The organism is Deltaproteobacteria bacterium GWC2_65_14, assembly GCA_001797615.1.
Lineage (GTDB): Bacteria > Desulfobacterota > Deferrimicrobia > Deferrimicrobiales > Deferrimicrobiaceae > GWC2-65-14.
This window is the reverse complement of sequence record MGPV01000062.1, coordinates 45,405-66,712: the sequence shown is the minus strand read 5'-3', so window position 1 is coordinate 66,712 and position 21,308 is coordinate 45,405. Positions and strand designations below refer to the sequence as shown.

18 protein-coding genes and 2 pseudogenes (1 of these 20 only partly in view) are annotated in these 21,308 nt (G+C 68.5%); 12 read left to right on the top strand and 8 right to left on the bottom strand.

The window, feature by feature from the left end:
• Both A2X88_09730 and A2X88_09725 read left to right on the top strand, forming a co-directional pair.
• Positions 1-1,138 (top strand): annotated as a pseudogene (locus A2X88_09730) (glycosyl transferase) (it extends 284 nt beyond the left edge of the window).
• Between the two features lie 4 nt (positions 1,139-1,142).
• Positions 1,143-1,814: a hypothetical protein gene (locus A2X88_09725; protein ID OGP33116.1), complete on the top strand. Its 672-nt coding sequence runs from the start codon at positions 1,143-1,145 to the stop codon at positions 1,812-1,814.
• On the opposite strand, the gene A2X88_09720 is transcribed toward A2X88_09725, so the two are convergent.
• From A2X88_09720 to A2X88_09705, 4 genes are read right to left on the bottom strand one after another with little or no spacing between them, the layout of a single operon-like run.
• Positions 1,783-3,021 carry a hypothetical protein gene (locus A2X88_09720; protein OGP33115.1) on the bottom strand — a complete coding sequence of 413 codons (1,239 nt, stop codon included), beginning with the start codon at positions 3,019-3,021 and terminating at the stop codon, positions 1,783-1,785. The two genes, A2X88_09725 and A2X88_09720, sit on opposite strands and share 32 nt — an antisense overlap.
• Complete coding sequence (locus A2X88_09715) at positions 3,018-4,319, bottom strand: hypothetical protein (GenBank protein OGP33114.1); 1,302 nt, start codon at positions 4,317-4,319, stop codon at positions 3,018-3,020. The genes A2X88_09720 and A2X88_09715 overlap by 4 nt, the downstream gene beginning before the upstream one ends.
• Before the next feature lie 13 nt (positions 4,320-4,332).
• Complete coding sequence (locus A2X88_09710; GenBank protein ID OGP33113.1) at positions 4,333-5,835, bottom strand: hypothetical protein; 1,503 nt, start codon at positions 5,833-5,835, stop codon at positions 4,333-4,335.
• A gap of 24 nt (positions 5,836-5,859) precedes the next feature.
• Positions 5,860-6,699: a hypothetical protein gene (locus tag A2X88_09705; protein ID OGP33112.1), complete on the bottom strand. Its 840-nt coding sequence runs from the start codon at positions 6,697-6,699 to the stop codon at positions 5,860-5,862.
• A gap of 310 nt (positions 6,700-7,009) precedes the next feature.
• Between A2X88_09705 and A2X88_09700 the strand changes: the two genes are divergently transcribed.
• The 3 genes from A2X88_09700 to A2X88_09690 are packed head-to-tail and all read left to right on the top strand — an operon-like array spanning position 7,010 to position 11,206.
• The gene (locus A2X88_09700; protein OGP33111.1) at positions 7,010-8,164 is read left to right on the top strand and encodes a hypothetical protein; all 1,155 of its coding nucleotides are present in this window, start codon (positions 7,010-7,012) and stop codon (positions 8,162-8,164) included.
• Positions 8,152-9,333, top strand: a complete 1,182-nt coding sequence (locus A2X88_09695) for a hypothetical protein (protein OGP33110.1) — start codon at positions 8,152-8,154, stop codon at positions 9,331-9,333. Before A2X88_09700 ends, A2X88_09695 begins: the two co-directional genes overlap by 13 nt.
• 4 nt (positions 9,334-9,337) lie before the next feature.
• A complete protein-coding gene (locus A2X88_09690) occupies positions 9,338-11,206 on the top strand; it encodes an asparagine synthase (glutamine-hydrolyzing) (protein OGP33109.1) in 1,869 nt (622 codons plus the stop codon).
• 7 nt (positions 11,207-11,213) lie between these two features.
• Here A2X88_09690 and A2X88_09685 read toward each other — a convergent pair whose 3' ends face one another.
• The 4 genes and pseudogenes from A2X88_09685 to A2X88_09670 form a co-directional block, all read right to left on the bottom strand.
• The gene (locus tag A2X88_09685; protein ID OGP33108.1) at positions 11,214-12,116 is read right to left on the bottom strand and encodes a hypothetical protein; all 903 of its coding nucleotides are present in this window, start codon (positions 12,114-12,116) and stop codon (positions 11,214-11,216) included.
• 279 nt (positions 12,117-12,395) lie between these two features.
• Positions 12,396-12,800, bottom strand: coding sequence for a hypothetical protein (locus tag A2X88_09680; GenBank protein ID OGP33107.1), 405 nt, complete (start codon positions 12,798-12,800; stop codon positions 12,396-12,398).
• Between the two features lie 124 nt (positions 12,801-12,924).
• Positions 12,925-14,052: pseudogene (locus A2X88_09675) on the bottom strand (selenide, water dikinase SelD).
• Between the two features lie 118 nt (positions 14,053-14,170).
• On the bottom strand, positions 14,171-14,650 hold the full coding sequence (locus A2X88_09670) for a hypothetical protein (protein ID OGP33106.1): 480 nt from the start codon (positions 14,648-14,650) through the stop codon (positions 14,171-14,173).
• A 355-nt stretch (positions 14,651-15,005) separates the two neighbouring features.
• On the opposite strand from A2X88_09670, the gene A2X88_09665 reads away from it, so the two are divergent.
• The 7 genes from A2X88_09665 (at position 15,006) to A2X88_09635 (ending at position 21,171) form a co-directional block, all read left to right on the top strand.
• On the top strand, positions 15,006-16,271 hold the full coding sequence (locus tag A2X88_09665) for a hypothetical protein (protein OGP33105.1): 1,266 nt from the start codon (positions 15,006-15,008) through the stop codon (positions 16,269-16,271).
• A 140-nt stretch (positions 16,272-16,411) separates the two neighbouring features.
• On the top strand, positions 16,412-17,593 hold the full coding sequence (locus A2X88_09660; protein OGP33104.1) for a hypothetical protein: 1,182 nt from the start codon (positions 16,412-16,414) through the stop codon (positions 17,591-17,593).
• Between the two features lie 7 nt (positions 17,594-17,600).
• The gene (locus tag A2X88_09655) at positions 17,601-18,488 is read left to right on the top strand and encodes a hypothetical protein (GenBank protein OGP33103.1); all 888 of its coding nucleotides are present in this window, start codon (positions 17,601-17,603) and stop codon (positions 18,486-18,488) included.
• Positions 18,485-19,477, top strand: coding sequence for a hypothetical protein (locus tag A2X88_09650; GenBank protein ID OGP33102.1), 993 nt, complete (start codon positions 18,485-18,487; stop codon positions 19,475-19,477). Before A2X88_09655 ends, A2X88_09650 begins: the two co-directional genes overlap by 4 nt.
• Complete coding sequence (locus tag A2X88_09645; GenBank protein ID OGP33101.1) at positions 19,474-20,211, top strand: hypothetical protein; 738 nt, start codon at positions 19,474-19,476, stop codon at positions 20,209-20,211. Before A2X88_09650 ends, A2X88_09645 begins: the two co-directional genes overlap by 4 nt.
• On the top strand, positions 20,195-20,995 hold the full coding sequence (locus A2X88_09640) for a hypothetical protein (GenBank protein ID OGP33100.1): 801 nt from the start codon (positions 20,195-20,197) through the stop codon (positions 20,993-20,995). The genes A2X88_09645 and A2X88_09640 overlap by 17 nt, the downstream gene beginning before the upstream one ends.
• A complete protein-coding gene (locus A2X88_09635; protein ID OGP33099.1) occupies positions 20,992-21,171 on the top strand; it encodes a hypothetical protein in 180 nt (59 codons plus the stop codon). Before A2X88_09640 ends, A2X88_09635 begins: the two co-directional genes overlap by 4 nt.
• The last annotated feature ends 137 nt before the right edge of the window (positions 21,172-21,308 follow it).

Below are 21,308 nucleotides of genomic sequence, written 5' to 3'. Positions count from 1 at the left end.
GGACCTTCCCCTCTCCGAACCGTTCGACTACGTCATCCTCTCCGACGTGATCGGCTACCTGGAGGACGTCCAGCGGGCGTTCGAGGAGCTCCGGAAGGTCTGCCATCCCGGGACGCGCGTGATCATCACGTACTTCAACTACCTGTGGGAACCCATCCTGCGGGCGGGAGAGCGGCTCGGGATGAAACGGCCGCAGCCGTACCAGAACTGGCTCGCCATCGGGGACATCCAAAACCTGCTCTCCCTCACCGGTTTCCAGACCATCCGGCAGGGACACAAGCTCCTCCTTCCGATCCGCCTCCCAGTTCTCTCGCGGCTGTGCAACACGGTCCTCGCGAACCTCCCGCTGGTCCGGAGCCTGGCGCTCCTGCAGTTCACCATCGCGCGGCCGGCGCCCGTTCCCCGGGCGGAGGAAGAGCTCAGCTGTTCGGTCATCATCCCGGCGCGCAACGAAAAGGGGAACATCGAAGCGGCGGTCGCCCGGCTCCCCGACATGGGGCGGCACACCGAGGCGATCTTCGTGGAGGGAAACTCGTCGGACGGGACGGCGGACGAGATCGAGCGGGTGATCGCGGCCAGCCCGGACCGCGAGATCCGGCTCATCCGGCAGGGGGACGGGGTCGGAAAAGGGGACGCGGTGCGCAAGGGCTTCGCCGCCGCCACAGGCGACGTACTGATGATTTTGGACGCCGACCTCACCATGCCCCCGGAGGAACTCCCGAAATTCCTCCGCGCTTTGGCGTCGGGCAGGGGGGAGTTCATCAACGGGTCCCGCCTCGTCTACCCGATGGAGAAGCAGGCGATGCGGTTCCTGAACACCCTGGGGAACAAGTTCTTCAGCCTCGCCTTCACCTGGCTGCTGGACCAGCGGTTCAAGGACACCCTCTGCGGGACCAAGGTGCTCTACCGGAGGGACTACGAGCGGATCGCGGCGGGGAGGAGCTATTTCGGCGACTTCGACCCCTTCGGGGATTTCGACCTGATCTTCGGAGCGGCCAAGCTCGACCTCAAGATCGTCGAGGTCCCGATCCGCTACCGGGAGCGGGTCTACGGGACGACCCAGATCTCCCGGTTCCGCCACGGGTGGCTCCTGCTCCGGATGTGCCTCTTCGCCCTCCGGCGGATCAAGTTCGTCTGATCCGATGACGAAGGAAACCGTCCGCGACCATTTCGAGGCGATCGCCGGTGAGTACGACCGGTGGAAGGAACGGTCGTCGTACTACTATGAACTGCTGGCCGGGGCGTACCGGGAGTTCGTCCCGGAAGGATCCTCCGTCCTGGAGATCGGCTGCGGGACCGGGACGCTGCTCGCGTCGCTCCGCCCGCGCCGCGGGTTGGGAGTGGACGTCAGCCCGAAGATGGTAGCGATCGCCGCCGCGAAGTTCCCCGGTCTTTCTTTCCTCGTCGCGGACGCCGAGGCTCTCGATCTCGGGGAGACCTTCGAGTACATCATCGTTCCCGACGTGATCGAGCACCTCTCCGACGTGGGGGCGATGTTCCGGTCGGCCCGCCGCCACTGCGAAGCCGGCTCCCGGGTGATCGTTTCCTCCGTCAACCCCATATGGGCGCCGATCCTCCACCTCGCGGAGCGGCTCGGGCTCAAGATGCCCGAGGGAGAGCACCGCTGGCTCTCCTCCCGCGAACTGAAGGCGCTGGCGGGCGGGTCCGGGTTCGCCCTCCGTGAAGAGCACGGCAGGATCCTCCTGCCGAAACGGGTTCCCCTGCTGGCCCCTCTCCTGAACCGGCTGGCCTCAGACGTCCGGGGAGCAAGGCCCCTCTGTCTCACACAGCTGCTGGTTCTGGTTCCTCGATAAGCGGTGCGATTCTCCCTTTCCCTTCGCCGCGCCCGACAGGCAGCACCATGCACACCAGGAGGGGATACACCGCCAGGCCGAACCGGGGGTCACCCCAGAGAATCGCGTGCTCGATCCAATAGGACCAATAAAGAAGGGCGAGGAATCCGAAAACCGGGTCCACCGACCCCCGTGCCCATTGCCAGGTCCGAAACAGGAGGAAGAGGTAGAGCGGCATGTGGAACAGTCCGGAAAGGATCCAGAAGGAGGTCCGGTGCTCCCCGGGCCGAACGAGACCCTGGGCGATCCACCAGTCTCGGGGCGGCGCGGCGAACCGGACGGCATTCTTCACCACCCGCTCTCCCAGGAAGTGCCAGGGGTTCTCCCGAACGTACCTCCACAGCGCCGCCCGCCGCTCCGCGCCGTGCACCCCCTTCTCCCGGAGCTCCGCGACGAGCCGCTCGCCCGACGGGTCCGCGTGCTCCACGTTCCACTCGAGCAATCCCTCTCCCTGGTCATTCACAACGATGAACCGCTGGACGTGGAGGTAGTTGCGCACCGTCCAAGGCGCGATCACCGCCGCAAAACAGACCAGAAGCGCCGCCGCCTCCCAACCCCGCCAGGAGACGCGCCACCGCCCCGGCAGCAGTCCCATCCCGAGGAGAAGAAACGGCGCGAACCCGGTGACAGTCTTGGCCAGTGTCGCCAAACCCCAGGCCGCTCCGGCCAGGGCAGCGCGCCCGGGCGAGAGCGCCTTGACCAGGCGGATCGACAGCCACGCCGCCAGCGTGGTGAAGAGGAGCAGGGTCGGTTCCTGGAGGACGAAGACTACCCGGGTCACGAGCAGGGGGTTGACCGCCAGGAAGATCGCGCCTCCGAAGGCCCACCCCCGGGACCGCGTCACTTCCAGGAAGAGCAGGAACGCCGCCAGGACCCCGAGGGCGTGGACAAGGGATTGGAAAACGGCGGCGGAAAGGACGGACGAGGTGCCCGTCGCCGCGAACCATCCGCCCAGCAGCAACGAGAAGAGCGGAGGACGGTACACCGCGGGGGTCGCGCCGTCGTAGCTGAACCCGGCACCGGCAGCCACATTGCGGGCCAGGGCGAGATACTCCACGGCGTCGTTCTTCACCTCGGGGAGGGGAAAGGAAACAATGAAGACCAGGCAGGCCCCCAACGCGAGGAGGAACAGCGTCAGCGGCGTCCAGGACCGGGCGGGCAGCCTCATACCCCTCCCTCGGGCCGCCCTCCATCCTCCGCCAGCGGGGTCGTCCGTGAAATCCCGTCTTCCGCGAAGTGCGGCGCCTCATTCCCGCGGAGCCGATCCATACCGAGCGCGAGGAGCACTGCGAGCGCGACGGGAAGCATCGCCAGGCCGTAGCGCGGCGTACCCCACGTGAGGGCGTGCTCGGCCCAGTAGAGGAGGCCGAACGCCGCAAGGAATCCGGTATGTGCACCGGGCCCTTTGCGACTCCACATCCCAAGTCCGATGGGGATCAGCAGGAAGAGACCCCGGTAGAGATAGTCGTGGACCGTCCAGTACCACGGTCGCTTCTCGCCGGGGCCGTACCTTCCCCGCTCCCACCACCAGTCCCGGGCCGGGCCGGTGAAGTGGAAGGCCTTGCGCACGACCCCGTCGACGAGGAAGTACCGGGGATGCTCAAGGACATAGCCCCATAATGCCGCTCTCCGCGCCTCCGGGTCGAGCCCTCGTTCCCGGAGTTCCCCGACAAACCGGTTCCCCGGGACCGCCCCCGGCGGGTCTGCGTGCTTCACGTTCCACTCGAGGAGCCCGTACCCCTGGTCGTTGACCGGGATGAACCGGCCGAAGTGAAGCTGATTGCGCAGGGTCCAGGGCGCGACCGCCGCCGCGAAACAGACCAGGAGCGCCGCGACCTCCTTGCCGCGGAGGGACCACCCCAGGCGACCGGGAAAAAACCGCATCGCCAAAAGGAGGAAGGGCGCGAACCAGGCCACGACCTTGGCCAGCGTCGCCAATCCCCAGGCCGCCCCGGCCAGCCCCGCCCGCGCCGCAGACGGCTCCTTGACCAGGCGCACGGAGAGCAGAGCTCCCAGCGTCGTGAAGAGGAGAAGCGTCGGCTCCTGGAGGACGAAGACCACCCGGGTGACCAGCAGCGGGTTGACGGCCAGGAAGAGCGCGCCCCCGAAAGCCCAGGCCCGGCGCGGCGCCACCTCCAGGAAGAGGAGGAACGCCGCCAGGACCCCGAGGGCGTGGACAAGGGTTTGGAAAACGGCGGCGGAAAGGACGGACGAGGTGCCCGTCGCCGCGAACCATCCGCCCAGCAGCAACGAGAAGAGCGGCGGGCGGTACACCGCGGGGCTCGCGCCGTCGTAGCTGAACCCGGCACCGGCGGCCACGTTGCGGGCCAGGGCGAGATACTCCACGGCGTCGTTCTTCACCTCGGGCAGGGGGTAGGCCGCCAGAAAGACAAGGCTCGCCCCGAGGGAGAGAAGGACCAGCGCCGCGCAAGAAATGGCGACCCTGCGGGATGGTGGCCGATTCATCCGGTGCCCCCGCTCACCGGAAGCCGCCGAACCGGTCCCGGATCCAGGCCGCGCATTCCCCGGCCTTCTCCAGGGAGAACCACTCGGGGGCGGAAATCCGCAGGACCGCGGCCGATGCGGCGACGCCGGCCGGGAACTTCAGGATCAGGCTCAGGGCGGGATTCCCGGACCAGGGGGGAATCATGACCATCCCCGCGGCCAGCGAGACCGCGGCCGATGCGCCAAGCACCTTCCACGGAACCGGGAGAAAGAACCGTGCCTGGGCCGCCCGCATCACCCCCGCGGCAATCAGCCCGTAACTCGCGCAGGTCGCCATCGCCGCCCCGGTTCCCCCCAGCGGCGGGACGAGAAGAAGGTTCATGCCCAGGTTCAACAGGGCGCCTGCCACCCACCAGCCGATCGAAGGGGTCAGGTCCTTCTTCAGGACCAGCCCGGTGTTGGCGAGCGAGGAAATCCCGTAAAAGAAGATCCCGCCCGCGATCCAGGGGACAACCATCGTCCCCCCATGGAACCTCGGGTCCGCGATCAGGCGGATCACATCCCCTCCGGCAGCGGAGACCGCGATCCAGGCCACCATGAGACCCGACGCGAGACGGGCCCATAGCACCCCGATCCTCGGGAAGGATTCCGCCCCCGCGGATTCATACTCGCGGGTCATCTCCGGGAACCAGGTCAGCGTAATCGCACTGTTCAGCATGATCCCGACCATTCCCACCGTCGAGGCGAAGGCGTACACCCCGAGCTCGGCGGAACTCCGCACGTAGGCGATGATCCAGCGGTCCGCCGACCCCATGAGCCAGAAGACCGGAGCCGTGACCGCGCCCGCCGCCCCGAGACGGAGAATGTCCCTCCGGTGGAGTCGGGAAAGCCCCGACGGCACGAGCACCGTTTTCGCCCCGGGGAGACCCGCCACCCATGCCCCGGCGGCCACGCCGGCCGCGGACCCGACCAGGAGGGACCATGCGTCCTTTCTCCAATAGAGGGCGAGAAGGATCGCCAGGAGCGCCCCGACCGCCCCTGTCACGACCATGGAGACGGCGATGCGGAGATATCCGCCCAGGAGTCTCCGCCGGGTCGTGGCCATGACGCTCAAGACGCCGAGCAGGGTCCCTGCAACCACCATCACCGCAAGGGAAGGGGAAAGCCCGGCCCGCCCGCTCCACCACCACCAGCCGGTCCCGGCGGCTGTCGCCACGCACAGGGAGGCAAGGAGCGAAAAGCGCCAGCAGAACCGCTCCACCGCCTGGGATTCATCCGAACCCCCTGCGAAGAAAAACCGCGCGTAGGACTGATCCACTCCCAGCAGGCCGGCCGTCATCGCGAGGGCGGTGACGGTGGACAGGAGCGCCACGACGCCATAGGGGGAGGGACCGAGGGCCGCCGTCAGGATCGGGGCCGAAACGAGAGTCAGCAGTTTGCTCACGCCCCCCGCGGCCGCAAGGAGGCCTGTGCCCCCTACCACCGTCCTGGCAAGGAACCCTCCCCGCGTTTCCTCTCTCCCTGCCCCCTTCTTCATTTCTTCATGCCCATCCGAATTTCCTTACGCCCCTCCGACGGCGAACCGCGCCACCATGGAGGTGCCGTAATAGCCCATCCGTTCGAACAGCCCGAGCCGCCGGTGCAGGGCGCAGAGCCGGTCGGAAAGCAGCAGGCGCCGGAGGAGCCGGCCCGCCCAGATCCCCAGGAAATCCCCCGCGAGGGGAATCCCCACCGTCCGTTTCCGCACGCCTTCCCGCAGCGCATCCCGCGGCACGCTATGATCCACCGGCTCGAACGTCAGGGCATGCAGCCGCACGCCGAGGAGCTCCGCGAGCCTGCGGACCGGATCCGGGGACCAACGGGAAAGATGGTGGGGTGGGCAGTCCAGAGGCTCCCGTGCATCGCGCACGGAACGCACCCGGTTCGGCAGGGAAAGGAACAGCTCCCCCCCGGGGCGCAGGCAGCGGAGAACCGTCCGTAGAAATGGCACCGGTTCGGGAAGATGCTCCACGATGTGGAAAGCGCACGCCGCGTCGAATGCGCCCCCGTGGCGTTCCGCAAACTCCTCAAGGTCACAGGACGCCACTTCCACTCCCCTCGCACCGGCCTCCCGCGCCGCCAGGGGATTCCGTTCCACCCCCGCAATCCGCCCTGCCAGTTCCGAAATCCCGAGAAGGAAGTCCCCCCTCCCGCAGCCGACGTCAAGGACCGACCAGCCCGGGCGGATCCTCTCCTTCACCCATCCGAACTCCCACTTCCACGAGGCATAGTAGAGCGGACTCTCCCCCAGCTCCCGGTAAAAATCCTCGTCCCCCGCCGAGGCGGGGTGGAAGAACTGCAGGCCGCATTCCTCGCACTCCAGAAGGGAGGTACTATCGCACGGAGTGTTCCGCCGGACCACCTCGTCGGAGAATCGTGCCTGCCACTCCGTGGCCAGCCGCAACCATATCTCGCGGTATGGAATTGCCTCGAGAAAATGGGTGCTCGATCCCCCGCAGCAGGGGCATGAGGCGGCAACCGGGGAAGAGAAGTCCTGATCCACTTGGGGAAAAATACCACAGTTCTCTCCGGGGACGCCACTCGCGCCGGGTTCCCGCATCGCGAACCGCCGGGGCGTTGACCCGGCCATGGGAATCGGACACACTTCTTGTTGGCCGGACCACCGTCCGGAGGAGGAGGCGGACATCGCGAATCCGACACCCGTCGCCTACGTGCTCCCCGGCCTGGGCCGCGGGGGGACGGAGAAACATGTCCGGGACCTCGCCGCGGGGATCGACCGGATGAAGTTCTCGCCGTGCGTGATCAGCACCGCGGGCGGGGGGCCGATGGCGAAGGAGTTCGCGGCCCTGGACATCCCAGTCCATCTCCTCGAGTACAAAGGAATCCGCCTGAAACCGGGACCGGGGCCTTCCCTGCTCCGGGAGGCCCGGGCCTTCTTCCGCTCCTTCGCGCAGATCCTGAGGACCCGCGATGTCCGGATCCTCCACGCCTACCTCCCCGCGGCGAACGTCCTGGGGATGATCGCCGCGACGATCTGCCGCACCCCCGTGAAAATCGTCAGCAAGCGGGCTCTCTGCCGGTACAAGGAGGGGCATCCCGTCTACTCGTTCTTCGAGAACCTGGCGAACCTGGCGGCGGACGCGGTCCTGGTGAACTCCCGTGCGGTCGCCGAGGACGTGAGAAGGACGGAGAGGTTCTGCGGCCGGAAGATCTTCCTCGTCTACAACGGGATCGAGGCCCCGGAAGTTCCCCCTGGCGCGGGGTCCCCCTCCCCGCCGGCGGACCTCGGCCTGCCCCCGGACGCTCCTCTGGTCACCTACGTCGCGAACCTCCGGGAGGACAAGGCGCACCTGTGCCTCGTGGAGGCGGCGCGGGAGGTCGTCTCCGCCGTGCCGGCGGCCAGATTCCTGCTCGTGGGCCGCGAGGGAAGCGAGGCGGCGGCGGTCCGGGAACGGATCCGGGAGCTCGACCTCGAACCGAACGTATTCGTGACGGGGCCCCGCGGGGACATTCCGGCGATCCTTGCGGCATCCCGGCTCGCGGCGCACCCGGGGGAGCAGGAAGGCCTGTCCAACGCCATCCTGGAGGCGATGGCCGCGGGCCTTCCCGTCGTGGCCTCCCGCGCGGGGGGAAATCCGGAGACGGTCCTGGACGGGGAAACGGGGATCCTCTTCCCCCCGGGGGATGCCGCCGCGCTCGCGGCCGCGATCCGCTCCCTGCTCGAGGACCCCGCCCGGGGAGAGAGGCTGGGCGGGGCCGGGCTGGACCGAGTGCGGCAACGGTTTTCCATAAGCCGGATGGTGGAGCAGGTCGAGCGCACCTACATGGAATTGTTTGAAAGGAGGCCGCTCTCGTGCCGGACATAGCTTCCCCGGGAATCCGGGGGAAGCCGACGCGGATCGTGTTCCTCCTGCCGAACGTCGAGTCCGGGGGCACCGAGCGGCAGCTGCTCGCGCTCGTCCGCCGGATCGACCGCGCCCGGTTCTCCGCGTCGCTGTTCACCACGGCCGGGGGCGGATCGCTGCATGGGGAGTTCTCGGAGCTTCTCCCGGTGAGGGTGTTCGGGGACCCGTCGCATGGAAGAAGGTTCCGGACCGGGCCGCTCGAGCATCTCCGGACCATCGCGAAGCTCGCCGCCATCCTCCGGAAGGAACGTCCCGACATCCTCCACGCCTACCTGCCGGCAGCGAACGTCATCGGCCCCGTGGCGGCCCGGATCGCCGGCGTACCCCGGGTGATCGTGAGCAAGCGGGCGCTGGCGAACTACAAGGAGAGCTATCCCCTCCTGCGGAAGGTCGAGCCGCTCGGAAACCGCCTGGCCGACGTGATCCTGGTGAACTCGGACGCCGTGCGGCGCGACGTGGAGCGGACGGAGCGGAACTGGGAGGGGAAGTTCCGGAGGATCTACAACGGGGTGGCCTCCGTCGTCCCCTGGACGGAGGAGGAGAAGGAGGCGTTCCGCGCCCGGGAGGAGATCCCCTCGGGCGCCGGGGTCGTCCTGTGCGTCTCGAATTTCTACCCCTACAAGGGGCACCTGGAGCTGATCGAGGCGGCGGGGAGGGTGGCGTCCCAGGTTCCCGATGTCGTATTCCTGCTTGTCGGACGGGATGCCGGTACGCTGGAGGCGTGCCGTAGCCTGGCCCGGGAGAAAGGGCTGGATCGCCACATCCGGTTCCTCGGCGGCCGGTCGGACGTACCCGACCTCATACGGGTGAGCGACCTGTTCGTCCATCCGTCCCACGAGGAGGGGTTCTCCAACGCCATCCTGGAGGCGATGGCGGGAGGCAAAGCGGTCGTCGCCTGCGATGTGGGCGGGAACCCCGAGGCGGTGCGGAACGGCGAGACGGGGGTGCTGGTGCCGCCCCGCGACCCGGGACGTTTCGCGGAGGCGATCCTCGGTCGCCTCGTCGACCCGGCGGGGACGAAGGGAATGGGGGAATCCGGCCGAAAAAGGGCGGGAGAGCATTTCTCGGTCGACCGGATGGTCCGGGAGACGGAGGCCCTGTACGAATCGCTGGCGGGCACGGGAGGGTGAGCCGATGTGCGGCATAGCCGGGTTCCTGGCCCTCGGGGAGAACCGCCCGGGGGAGGAGCTGCTCCGGGCGATGGGGGCCACCATGGTCCGCCGCGGGCCGGACGCCTCGGGGATCTCCCTCTCGCCGGACGGGCGGGCGGGGCTCGCCCACCGCCGCCTCTCCATCCTGGACCTGTCGGAGACCGGCGCGCAGCCGATGTCGTCGGCCGACGGGTCGCTCGCGATCTCCTACAACGGCGAGGTGTTCAACTACCGCGAGATCCGGGAGGAGCTGAAGCAAAAAGGGCACGCCTTCCGGGGCGGCTCCGACACCGAGGTGATCCTCGCCGCGTGCCGGGAGTGGGGGGTGGAGGACGCGGTCACCCGCTTCATCGGGATGTTCGCCTTCGCCCTCTGGGACGGGCCGGCGCAGCGGCTCCACCTGGTCCGCGACCGGCTCGGGATCAAGCCCCTCTACCTCGCCCGGGCGCCGGGACTCGTGCTGTTCGGCTCGACGCTCGCGCCCCTGTTGGCCTGCCCCTCCTTCTCCCGGGAGGTGGACCGCGCCGCGCTCCAGTACTACCTCGAGTTCCAGTACGTCCCGGCCCCCCGCTCCATCTTCCGGGACGCGAGGAAGGTGCTCCCCGGCCATATCGTCACGATCGCCGCCGACGGAACACAGACGGAGAAGGCCTACTGGGATCTGTTCGACCACTGGCGGAAGGGGGAGGACCCCCCGCGCCCGGAGGGGGAATCGCTCGAGGTGCTCTCCTCCCTGCTCGAATCCTCCGTGCGCTACCGGCTGATCAGCGACGTCCCGCTGGGCGCCTTCCTTTCGGGGGGGGTCGACTCGTCGCTCACCGTGGCCCTGATGCGGAAGGCATCCTCCGGGCCGGTCCGGACCTTCTCGATCGGCTTCCGGGAAGCGGGATACGACGAGTCGGGGTACGCCCGGGAGGTGGCGCGGCACCTGGGGACCGACCACCACGAGAAGATCTGCACCCCCGCCGAGGCGATCACCCTCGTCCGGAAGATCCCCGACGCCTACGACGAGCCGTTCGCCGACTCCTCGGCGATCCCGACGATGCTCGTCTCGGAGTTCACCCGGCAGCACGTCACGGTCAGCCTGTCGGGGGACGGGGGGGACGAGCTCTTCTGCGGCTACCCGCGGTACGACTGGGTCCGCCAGGGGGCGGTCGTCCAGGGGATCCCGGGGTTCCTGCGCCGTCCGCTCGCCTCCCTCCTGGCGCGGATCCCGGTGCACCGGATCCAGCGGGGGGCCGAGAGCATCCTCCACGACGACCCCGCGGAGATGTACTTCCACACGGTGGGGATCTTCGAGAGACGCCGGATCGGGGAGATCGTCCCCGAGGTCGCGGACGACTCCGGGCTCTCCTACTTCCGCACCTTCCGGGACCCGAGGGCGGGGAGCATCGTCGAGCGGGCGATGGCCACCGACATCAGGACCTACCTCGTCGACGACATCCTGGCGAAGGTGGACCGGGCCTCCATGGCCTATTCGCTGGAGGCGAGGGTCCCGCTGCTCGACCACCGGGTGGTGGAGTTCGCCGCCCGCCTTCCGCTCCCGCTCAAGGTCCGGGGCGGGGAGACCAAGCACCTGCTGCGGAAGGTCCTGTACCGGCATGTCCCGCAGGAGCTGATCGACCGGCCGAAGATGGGGTTCGGCGTCCCGCTGAACCGGTGGCTCCGGAACGAGCTGCGCCCGCTGCTCGACGAGTACCTGAACGAGGAGCGGGTGGGGAGGGAAGGGTTCCTGCGTCCCGGGGGAGTCGCCCGGGTCGTCCGGGAGCACCTGTCCGGGCGCCGGGACCACCAGTACCGGGTCTGGGCCCTCCTGGTCTTCGCGATGTGGCGGGAGCGCTACCTGTCCTGACGCCGGATCAGAACACCACCGTGTCGCCGTTCCCCAGGTAGAGTTCGCTCTTGCTGCCGTGCTTCCCAGAGCCGCGCACGACCGGCATCCCGCGCTCCACCATCTTCTGGACGGTGAGCACCCCGGTGCAGTGGTTGCACGCCAGCCGCTGGAGGCGGTACGCCTGGAGGCTGTCCAGAAGCTCCTCCTGTGCCGGCCCCCACTCCTCGAACGGGGAGATGTGGAGTCCTCCGTAGACGCCGTGGTACTCCCTGAAGCCGTCGAACCTCTCCTTCGCGTACTCCAATAGCCCGAGGACCCCGTGATGGCAGCATCCGGTGACCGTGACCAGCCCCTGCCCCTCCACGTGGAAGTAGAGCACCTGCTCCCCGCGGGTTTTCAGGAAGATCGGGATGTCGAAGGTGACCGAGGCGCATCCAGGGAAGAGGAGATGCGGCGACCCGGGGCCGAGCTCCGCCACCTCGCCGGTGTGCCCCGCCTCCCGGAGGAGCCCCCTGCTCTTCTCCGAGAAGCCGGTCGGGATGAGGATCTTCACGCCGGGGTTGTGTTTCAGCGCGGCGGGGAGCCCCCAGAAGTGGTCCACATGCTCATGGGTTATATACAGGAAGTCGATCCGCCCCTCGGAGAGCATCCGGTCGACCCCCTCCCGGCGGAACACCCGGTCCATGTATTCCAGGTCCCACCCGACGTCCATCAGGAACTTCCGGGGATTCCCTTCCCCGTCCACCGACTCGATCAGCGCCGACACCCCGGCGGCGTTCTCCGGGGTCCACTTCACGTCGAACTGGTCGGTCGAAAGCCCCCCCGACTCCCGGACGTCCTGGCGCATCCTCGCGTCGTCGTGCCAGGCAAGCTCCGAGAGGCACTTGATGGAAAGCGATCTCGCGCGCCCGATGTCCACCTTGCTCATCGTGTCACCTCCATGTCGGGATCAGGTGCCTGGCCGTTCCTGTTGCTCCCATGGTACCACTCCCGAACCGCCATGGGACGCTCAGGAAACGTTTCGCCGCAAACCGGGGACCCGCAGCGATGCGGGGGGTCCCCTTGTTGCCGGCGCAGCATCCGCAGGAGGGGGGGGCGAGCGGAGATGGAAGTCTTTGCGGACTCCCGGGGGAGAGCAGGGGGTGGAGCAGGGTCCCCCTCGGGACGGCGGATCAAGCCCCTCCCTCCGGGGATGCGGAGCCACTTCTTAGGAACGTCCCGGTTCTTGGGGTGTGCGGCGGACAGCGAGTTCCCCTCCCCCGGCCGAGAGGATGGCGAGGAGCCCCCCCAGGATCGTCACGTTCTTGGAGAACTGGACGACCTGGGCCGGGTCGGAGAACTCCCGGTGGAAGACGAGGGTGGCCGGGACCAGGAAGAGGATGAGGGCCAGCGCCCCCAGGCGGGGGTAGTACCCCAGGAGCAGGGAGAGCCCTCCCCCGAGCTCGAACAGGATCGCCAGGACGAGGAAGATCCCCGTCATCTGCATTCCGAAGGAGGCCATGTAGGCCTGCGTCGCCTGGAAGGCGAAGATCTTCTTCGCCCCGGAGAAGAGGAAGATGCTCGACAGGAGGATCCGGGAAAGGAGCAGGCCGATCGAGATCAGGCGGTCCATGGAGTCACCTCCGGGAGATCGGACCCGGTGGCGTGACCCGGATGTGGGACCCCGACACCGGTGCCAGGTGCGCCGAAGCGCCACTTCTTAGGAACGTCCCTGTTCTGAGGTACCGTCTCCCCGTTCATGCGACCCGGATGCGGGGCATCTCGGGGGCGGAATGCGGCTGGGTCCTCCCGATCCGCCACCCCTGCGCGCCGGCGGCGGCAAGCGCCTCCATCAGCGGGCCGAGGCGCTCCTCCGGGACGAACAGGAGCAGCCCCCCCGAGGTCTGCGGGTCGGCCAGCAGGAGCGCCTCCTCCGGGGGGAGCGTCGGGGGAAAGTGGACCTTGACCTGCTGGAAGGCGAGGTTATCCCGGGCGCCGCCCGGAATCGGGGGAGACCCGAACCACGCGTGGAGAACGGAGGCGCCGGGGACCCAGGACCGGTGGGCCAGGGAGGGGATGATCCGCCTCCTCATCAGCTCCCGGACGCCGGGAAAAACCGGGACTTCCCGGAGCGTGAGCTCCGCCGACAGGCCGCTCGCCTCCAGCACCTCGGTCAGGTGGCCGAGCAGGCCGAACCCGGTGACGTCGGTCGCCGTGTGGATTCCCGCCTCGCGCCCCGCGCGGGCCGCCCCCGCGGAAAGCGTCTCCATCGAACGGACGACGGCCTCCTCGGTCTCCCGCGGGCAGATCCCCCACTTGATCGCCGTCGTGGCGATCCCGGTCCCGAGCGGCTTGGTCAGGACGATCGCGTCGCCCGCCTTCGCCCCCCGGTTCGTCCACATCGCCTTCGGGTTCACCTTCCCGGTGACGGAGAGCCCGAACTTGGGCTCCCGGTCGCGGACCGTGTGCCCCCCGATGATGCAGATGCCGGCCTCCCTCGCCTTGTCGGCGGCCCCGGCCATGACGTCGGCCAGGAGAGGGAGAACGCGGGGATCCTCCGGGAAGGCGGCCACGGCCAGGGCGAAGAGCGGCTCTCCCCCCATCGCGTAGATGTCGCTCAAGGAATTCGCCGCGGCGATCGCGCCGTACCGGTAGGGATCGTCCACGACGGGGGTGAAGAAGTCGACCGTGGCGACCAGCGCCTCCTCCTCCGAGATCCGGAACACCCCCGCGTCGTCCGCGTGGGAGGTTCCCACCAGCACGCGCGGGTCGTCCGGCTTCGGTAGAGCGGCCAATATCCGGGCAAGGACCCCCTGCCCCAGCTTGGACGCTCAGCCGGCGCAGGAGGATAGGTGGGTCAGAAAGATCTTCTCCCTGCCCGTCACATCCCCTCCAAATCCCCTCGGACTTACCGTCGTGAGGATTTGCCCGCCGAAGCCCTGCCCCGGGTTGCGCAGGTTCTTGGGCGAAGGCGGGCCGTACTCCATCGCGGGGGTGTCGTCGTCAGGCCGCCTTTCGCACGGGTACCTGGATCTCCGTGAGCATGTCGTCCTGCGTACCTCCTGAATGCGGTTCAGGAGCGACGAAGAAGATCTCGCGGGGCTCCCCGGCTACTTCATACCGGTTCTCCCGGAGCCAGTCCAGCACTTTTTCGTAGGTGCAGGAGATCCAGTGGTAGGGGCCCCGGTGGACGAAAGAGGCCACTTCCAGCCCGGGAAGCTCCTTCACGTCCGTCCCGGGCATCGCCCCGGACGGGTCGGCGGTCAGGGGGAACAGGATCTCGTAGTCGGCGTGGAACGGCTCGGGGACCCGGACGCCGCCGTGGCGGATCCCCACCGCGGGCTGCCGGAACATGAGCTTGCTCTCCATCGCCTTGTCGTAGAGGCGGGAGAGCGCGGTGTCGACGTTCCACAGCGAGACCTCTCCTCGCCATGCGACCGCCTTCATGGGAGGAACGTTCTTCATTTCCTGAAACGGATTCATCTGCGCCCTCCTTCCGGATTCTTTGCGGTTCCATGATTAGATGCCGCGGGGGGGCGGGCCGGATTCCGAGGGGATGCATTTCCCGGCCCATTCATAACCGACCAATAATGAATATATTTTCATCGATCCCCCTCGGAGCGCCTCCGTTCCCCAGGGGAAAATTGCGGAATCGGGTTTCAATAAAACGAGGTTTACAAACATCTTGACACGGATTTCCCGGATGCGGTAGAAATAGGGGAACCGATTATAGAGGGTAAAACCGTTTTTTTGCGAAAGGGGGTGGTATAGGGACTTTCGGGGATGAAAGGGGGGTTTGGTTTTTCAGTATCGATAGATAAACCAAAGGAGGGGAATGATGGCAGAACAGGTAAATCGGTGGAAATTCGTCTATGCCGCCTTGGTCATGCAGTTGTGCCTCGGCGTGCTCTACTCCTGGTCGGTCTTCCGGCCCGTGCTGGAAAAGGCCAACTCGTGGAAGGGTCCCCAGAGCATCGCCCCCTTTCGGTACTCCTTGGTGTTCTTCACCATCGCGATGATCGTGGCCGGCTTCTGGCAGGACAAGAAGGGGCCGAAACTGGTCGGTTCGGTCGGCGGCGCGCTCCTGGGCGCCGGCTGCCTCCTTTCGGCCTTCATGTGGCAGAGCGAGTGGGGGCTCAAGTTCGCCTACGGGATCCTGGGCGGACTGGGCGTCGGCTTCGCCTACGTGACTCCGATCGCCACCTGCGTCAAGTGGTTCCCCGACAAGCGGGGGACGATCGTCGGCCTGGCGGTCCTCGGATTCGGCGCGGGATCGCTCATCTTCGCGCCTCTCATCGAGAGACTGCTCGGAAATGACCCTGCTCTCTATGCAGATACGATTCCCAAGACCTTCATGATCCTGGGCGTCGCGTTCCTCATCTTCGTCATCGGCGCCGCGCAGTTCTTCGCGGTCCCGCCGGCCGGATGGAAGCCGGAAGGGTGGAGCCCGCCGACCGCCGCAACAACCGCGGCGGGCGCCGTCGTGAAGGCCGAGTTCGCGCCCGCAGAAATGATCAAGACCTGGCAGTTCTACGCGCTGTGGCTGGTCTACTTCCTGGGAACCAGCGTGGGGATCACCGCCATCGGCCAGGCGGCTCCGCTCGTCAAGGAGCTGGCCGCGGCCACGGCGGTCATGTCGGGCGGCGCCGCCCTCGGGATCATGAGCGCCTTCAACGGAGTGGGACGCCTCGCCTGGGGCGCCACCTCCGACAAGATCGGCCGGAAGTCAACCACCATCGTCATGTTCGCCGTCTACATCGTCGCGTGCATCTTCCTGCTCCGGAACGTCACCTCCTTCGGGCAGGCGCTGGCCGGCCTGTGCGTCGTCGGTTTCTCCTACGGCGGATACCTCGCCATGATGCCGGCATTCACCGCCGACTTCTACGGCGCCAAGAACGTGGGCGCCAACTACGGGATCGTGTTCACCGCGTGGGGGATCTGCGGGTTCGTCGTTCCCGGATACTTCGCGAAGATCGTCCAGGCGGCCAAGGATGCCGGGGACGTGGCGGCGGGGTACAACCAGACCTACATCACCCTGGCCGGGATGTGCGTCCTCGGGATCGTGCTGGTGCTTCTCCTCAAGAAGCCGGAGCAAGCAAGCTGACGCATCGACCGACCGTAGACGGGTAACCAACCGGACGGCCGCCGGGATCTTCTTCCGGCGGCCTTTTTCTTTCCCCCGCACCCTGGACCTATCCCCCCCTCGGACCCCCCTGTGATATCCTTTCCGCGGGAGGTCGACCGATGCGCTTCCTTGCCCGCCTCACCCGGGCCGTCCCGATCGTCCTGCTTTCCCTTTCCCTCCTTGTCCCCAAGCATGCCCTGGCCGCAGGTGCCGGGCCGGTGGAATCGCTGCGGATCGGCGTGCTGGCGCCCCTTTCCGGTCCCTTCGCCTCGGGCGGGTCGGCGTTCCTCCAGGCAGTCACGCTGGCGGAGAAGCGGGCGAACGCCGAAGGCGGGGTGCTGGGCCGCACGGTCGAGCTCGTCGTGGCCGACACGCAGGGGCGGGTGGAGATCGCCCGGTCGGAGGCGCTTCGCCTCCTCTCCCGGGAGAAGGCCTTCGCCCTGATCGGGGCCTACCTCTCGGAGGAGACGGTCGGGGCGATCGACGCCGCCTCGTCGGCCCGCGCGGTGCTCCTCGTCCCGGTGGCGGCGACCGCGGAGATCACCGACCGGGTGGTCCGGGAGTACGGGAGGTACCGGTACGTGTTCCGGGTCGGCTACTCGATCGACCAGTGGGCCGGGATGATGGCCGCCTTCCTGTCCGAGCGGAAGATCCGGCGCTACGCCTTCGTCGGGGCGTCGATCCGCTGGAACCGGGAGCTTGCCGAGGCGCTCGCGAAAGCGCTCGGTCCCCGGGAGATCCTCCCCGTCTACGAGGCCTTCTACAGCCCGAGGAGCCCCGTCTTCGAGCCGGTCGTCCTGGCGGCGGTCGGGAAAAACCCGGACATCCTCGTCCTGGGCGACCCGGGGGCGGGCTCCGTCGAGTTCGTGAAGAAGGTCCGCGAAACGGGGGCGCCGCTTCCGATCCTGTCGGTCGGGGGAACGCTCGGGGATGCCCGGGTGGCGGCAACCCTTCCCCTGTCCCCTCCGCTCTACGTGCAGGCGGCCGCCTGGAAGGGGTCCTCCCCCGAGGCGACCGGGTACGCGGAGCGGTTCGCGGCCCGGTACGGCTACGCTCCCGTCGGGTACAGCGACACCCTCCCCTACGACGCCGCCTCCATCCTCTTCTCGGCGATCCGGGCGGCCGGAAGGGCCGACTCGGAGGCGGTCGTTACCGCCCTCGAGGCCGGGGTCTTCCCGGGGGTCGCGGGAAGGTACCGGTTCGACCGGTCCCACCAGGCGGTCTGGGGAACTCCCGAACTTTCGGGCGTCGTCGTCCAGTGGGAGAAGGGCGGCTCCCGGATCGTGTTCCCCGCCCGGTAGGCCGGAGATGGACCCCGCCGGAAGCGCCGTCTCCCACCCCGTCGCCCAGCTTCTCCTGGACGGGATCTTCACCGGGTCCTCCTACGCCCTGATCGCGGCCGGCCTCGTCCTCATCCTCGGGGTGGTCAAGGTGGTCAACCTCTCCCACGGGGCCTTTTTTACCCTGGGCGCCTACACGGCCTTCGTCCTCTCCGCCCGGGGGGTGGACAGCCCCGCGGCCGCGGCCCTGCTGGCCGCCGTGATCGCGTTCGCCTTCGGGGTCTTCCTCGGAAAGAGCTTCATCAACCCGGTCCGCTCCCACCCCTTTTCCGTGGCCGTCGGCTCCCTGGGCTTCGCCATCCTCTTCGAGCAGGCCGCCCAGATGCTGTGGGGGCCGCACCCGGTGTCGCTTACGCTGGGGCCGCCCCTGGCGTCCGCCGGAGGGCTCGTTCTCCGGAGATGGGGGGTCGTCTCCTTCGGAGTCTCGGTCGCCCTCCTCGGCGGGCTCTCCCTGCTCCTCTCCTCCCGGCTCGGGCTTCCCCTGAAGCTGATCGCGGAGGAGGAGGAGATCGCCGGCTCCGTGGGGATGGATGTCGAGAAGATCCGGTACCTCACCTTCGCCGCCGCATCCTCCGCGGCGGCCGTGGCCGGGGCTCTGCTGGCCCCCGCCACGGCGATCACCCCGACGATGGGGAGGGCCCCGCTCCTCCTCTCGCTGATCGTGGTGATCGCGTCGGGGATGGAAACCGTCCGGGCGACCTTCCTCCTCGCCGTCGGGCTGGGACTCCTGTCGAACCTGTCCGCCTACTTCATTTCCCCCGGATGGTCCTACGGGACCCTCCTGGCGGGGATCTGCATCCTGCTCGTCCTGCGCCCCTCCGGGCTTGCCGCATCGATGGGGAGGAGGGACTATTGAGCGCCCCGCGGAAGCCGGGATCTCCCCCGTACCGGGCGGCCACGGGCGTCCTGGCGCTCGGGGCCGGGCTGCTCCTCTTCCTGCCGCTCGCCGGGCTGGACCGCTTTTTCCTGGACATCCTCACCGTGGGGTTCCTGCTGGCGGCCTTCGCCGGGAGCTGGGACATCGTCGGGGGGCTCGCGGGGCAGGTTTCCCTCGGGCATGCCCTCTTTTTCGGGATCGCCACCTATGCCTGCGCGCTGCTCACCAGCCTCGCGGGATGGCCCTTCCCGGCGGCCGCCGCCGCGGCCCTGCTGCTGTGCGCGGGGGCCGGCGCCGCGGTGGGCGCGCTCGCCGCCCGCCTCACGGGACCTTTCGTGGCGCTCTTCACCCTGGCTCTGGGGGAGCTGGCGCACGAGGCGGTCCTCGGGCAGACCTTCTTCAGCCCCCGGGGGGGATACTCCTGGGGCGGGGAGGGAGGGATCCCGGTGGCCCTCCCCTGGAGGGACCTCTCCCCCTGGGCCTCCTACTACGGGGCGCTCGCCTTCCTCCTCCTCTCCACCGGACTCATGCTGCGGATCGCCCGGTCGGAACGGGGGCTGTTCTGGGCGGCGATCTCGGGAAGCGAGCTGACCGCCCGGGCCTCGGGAGTCGATGTGTCCCGGTACAAGACGGAGGCGTTCCTGATCGGCGGCCTCCTCGCGGGGGCCGCGGGGGTGGGATTCGCGGCCCACGTCGGCCGTGCGACGGCGGCCGACCTCTCCCTCGAGCTCTCCTTCCAGGCGGCCACCTTCGCGGCGATCGGGGGGAGGGGGACCGTGGCGGGCCCGGTCGCCGCGGCGCTGCTCCTCCACGTCCTCTTCCAGGGAAGCGGGCTCGGGCCGGCCGCGAGGGTCCTCCTGTACGCGTCGGCCCTCCTGCTGGTCCTGCGGTTCTTTCCGTCCGGGATCGCCGGGACCTTGCGGGAACGGGCCCGCGCCCGGAGAATGGGAGGTGGAGGGACTCCATGAACGAACTCCTTCGCGCGGAGGGGATCGAGAAGTCGTTCGGCGCCACCCGGGTCCTGCGGGGGATCACCCTCTCCGTCGGCCGGGGGGAGCGGGTCGGCCTCCTCGGCCCGAACGGCGCCGGGAAGACGATGCTGGCGAACATCCTTTCGGGGCTCACCCCCCCCGACCGGGGAAGGATCCTCTTCGACGGAAGGGAGATCACCCGGATGCCGATGGACGCCCGGTTCCGGGCCGGGCTGGCGCGGACCTTCCAGATTCCGGGACCCTACCCTTCCCTCACCGTGCTGGATTCGGTACGTGTGGCGATGCTGGCGGGAAGGCCGGGGCGGAGCGCGGAGCGCGGGGGGGAGCGCCTCGAGGAGGATCTGGAAGCGGTGCTCGTGCGGACGGGGCTCTTCGGGCAGCGGTACTGGCCCGCCGCCAAGCTCTCCCAGGGGTGCCTGCGGCGGCTGGAGTTCGCCCGGGCGATTTCCTGCCGCCCCCGGCTGATCCTGCTCGACGAGATCTTCTCCGCGCTGTCGGTCAAGGACGAGGGGGATCTCTCGGGGCTGCTGCGCTCCCTGCACGGGGAGGACGGAATTTCCTTCCTGCTCATCTCCCACAACCCGCTGATCCTCGAACAGATGTGCGACCGGGTGGTGGCGATCGAGGACGGCCGCGTCGCCTGGGAGGGGAAGCCGGCCGACCTGCCGGAAGTTCTCCCGTGGGCTGCCGGGCATGGCCACGCCTCGTAATCCCGAGGACGGGATGCACCTCGCGGTGAGGAATCTCTCCGTCCGGTTCGGCCAGGTCCGGGCGGTGCGGGGGGTTTCCCTCTCCGTCCGCCCGGGGGAGATCCTGGCGATCTTCGGCGCGAACGGGTCCGGAAAAACCACCTTCCTCAAGGCGGTCGCCGGCCTCGTCCCGGTATCCTCCGGGAAGGTCGTCTGCCGGGGGGAGGATATCACCTGCCTCCCCGCCCACGAGCGGGTGGCCCGGGGAGTCCACTACGTATCCGACCGGGCGAGGGTCGCCCTGCGGATGACGGTACGGGAGAACCTGGAGGTCGGGGGATATCTCCGGACGGCGGCGGAGCGTGCGGCGGGGAAGGAGCGGGTGTTCGATCTCTTCCCCGTCCTCGGCGAGAAGGAGCGGCAACCGGCCGGGGTTCTCTCGGGGGGGGAGCGCCAGATGCTGGTGATCGGACGCGCCCTGATGGGATCGCCATCGCTATTGTTGTTCGATGAACCGCTCCTGGGGCTTTCCCTGGAAGCGAGGGAGCGGATCCTCTCGGTCATCGACGGAACGCTCAAGCGGCGGACGACGATCCTGCTGGCCGAGCACGACCTGGGGGCGGCCTTCCGGGTGCTGGACCGGTACTGCATCTTCCTGAACGGGGAGCTGATTCACGAGGCGCCCCGGAGCGAGGCAGGGGACGAGGAGCGGCTGCGGGCGGTCTTCCGGAGATTCTACCGGATGGACAGGCCGGCGGCCGCTTGCAAGGAACAGGGAACGCCATCCGACGGGGGGAACCGATGAGCGAAGGTCTGAAGAAACCGAAGGGGAACGGGGAGCGGGAGACGATCACCGTCTCGCTTAAGCCGGAGATCGCGGAGAGGCTGGCGGCGTTCTGCCGGGAGATGAAGATCGCTCCGGACCTGGTGGTCGAGCGCGCCCTGGCCGACTACTTCCGCGAGGGGGACGTCAGCCACTGACCCCCCGCGGCTGCAAAGCCGACCCTACGCGCTCCATCGCGAGGGCTCCTGTGACCGGCTGCGCCGCCTCGTAGGGGGGCTTCGCTTCGCCCGCCCTCCGCCCCCTGTTCAATCATTTTATCTCCGCTCATCCCCCC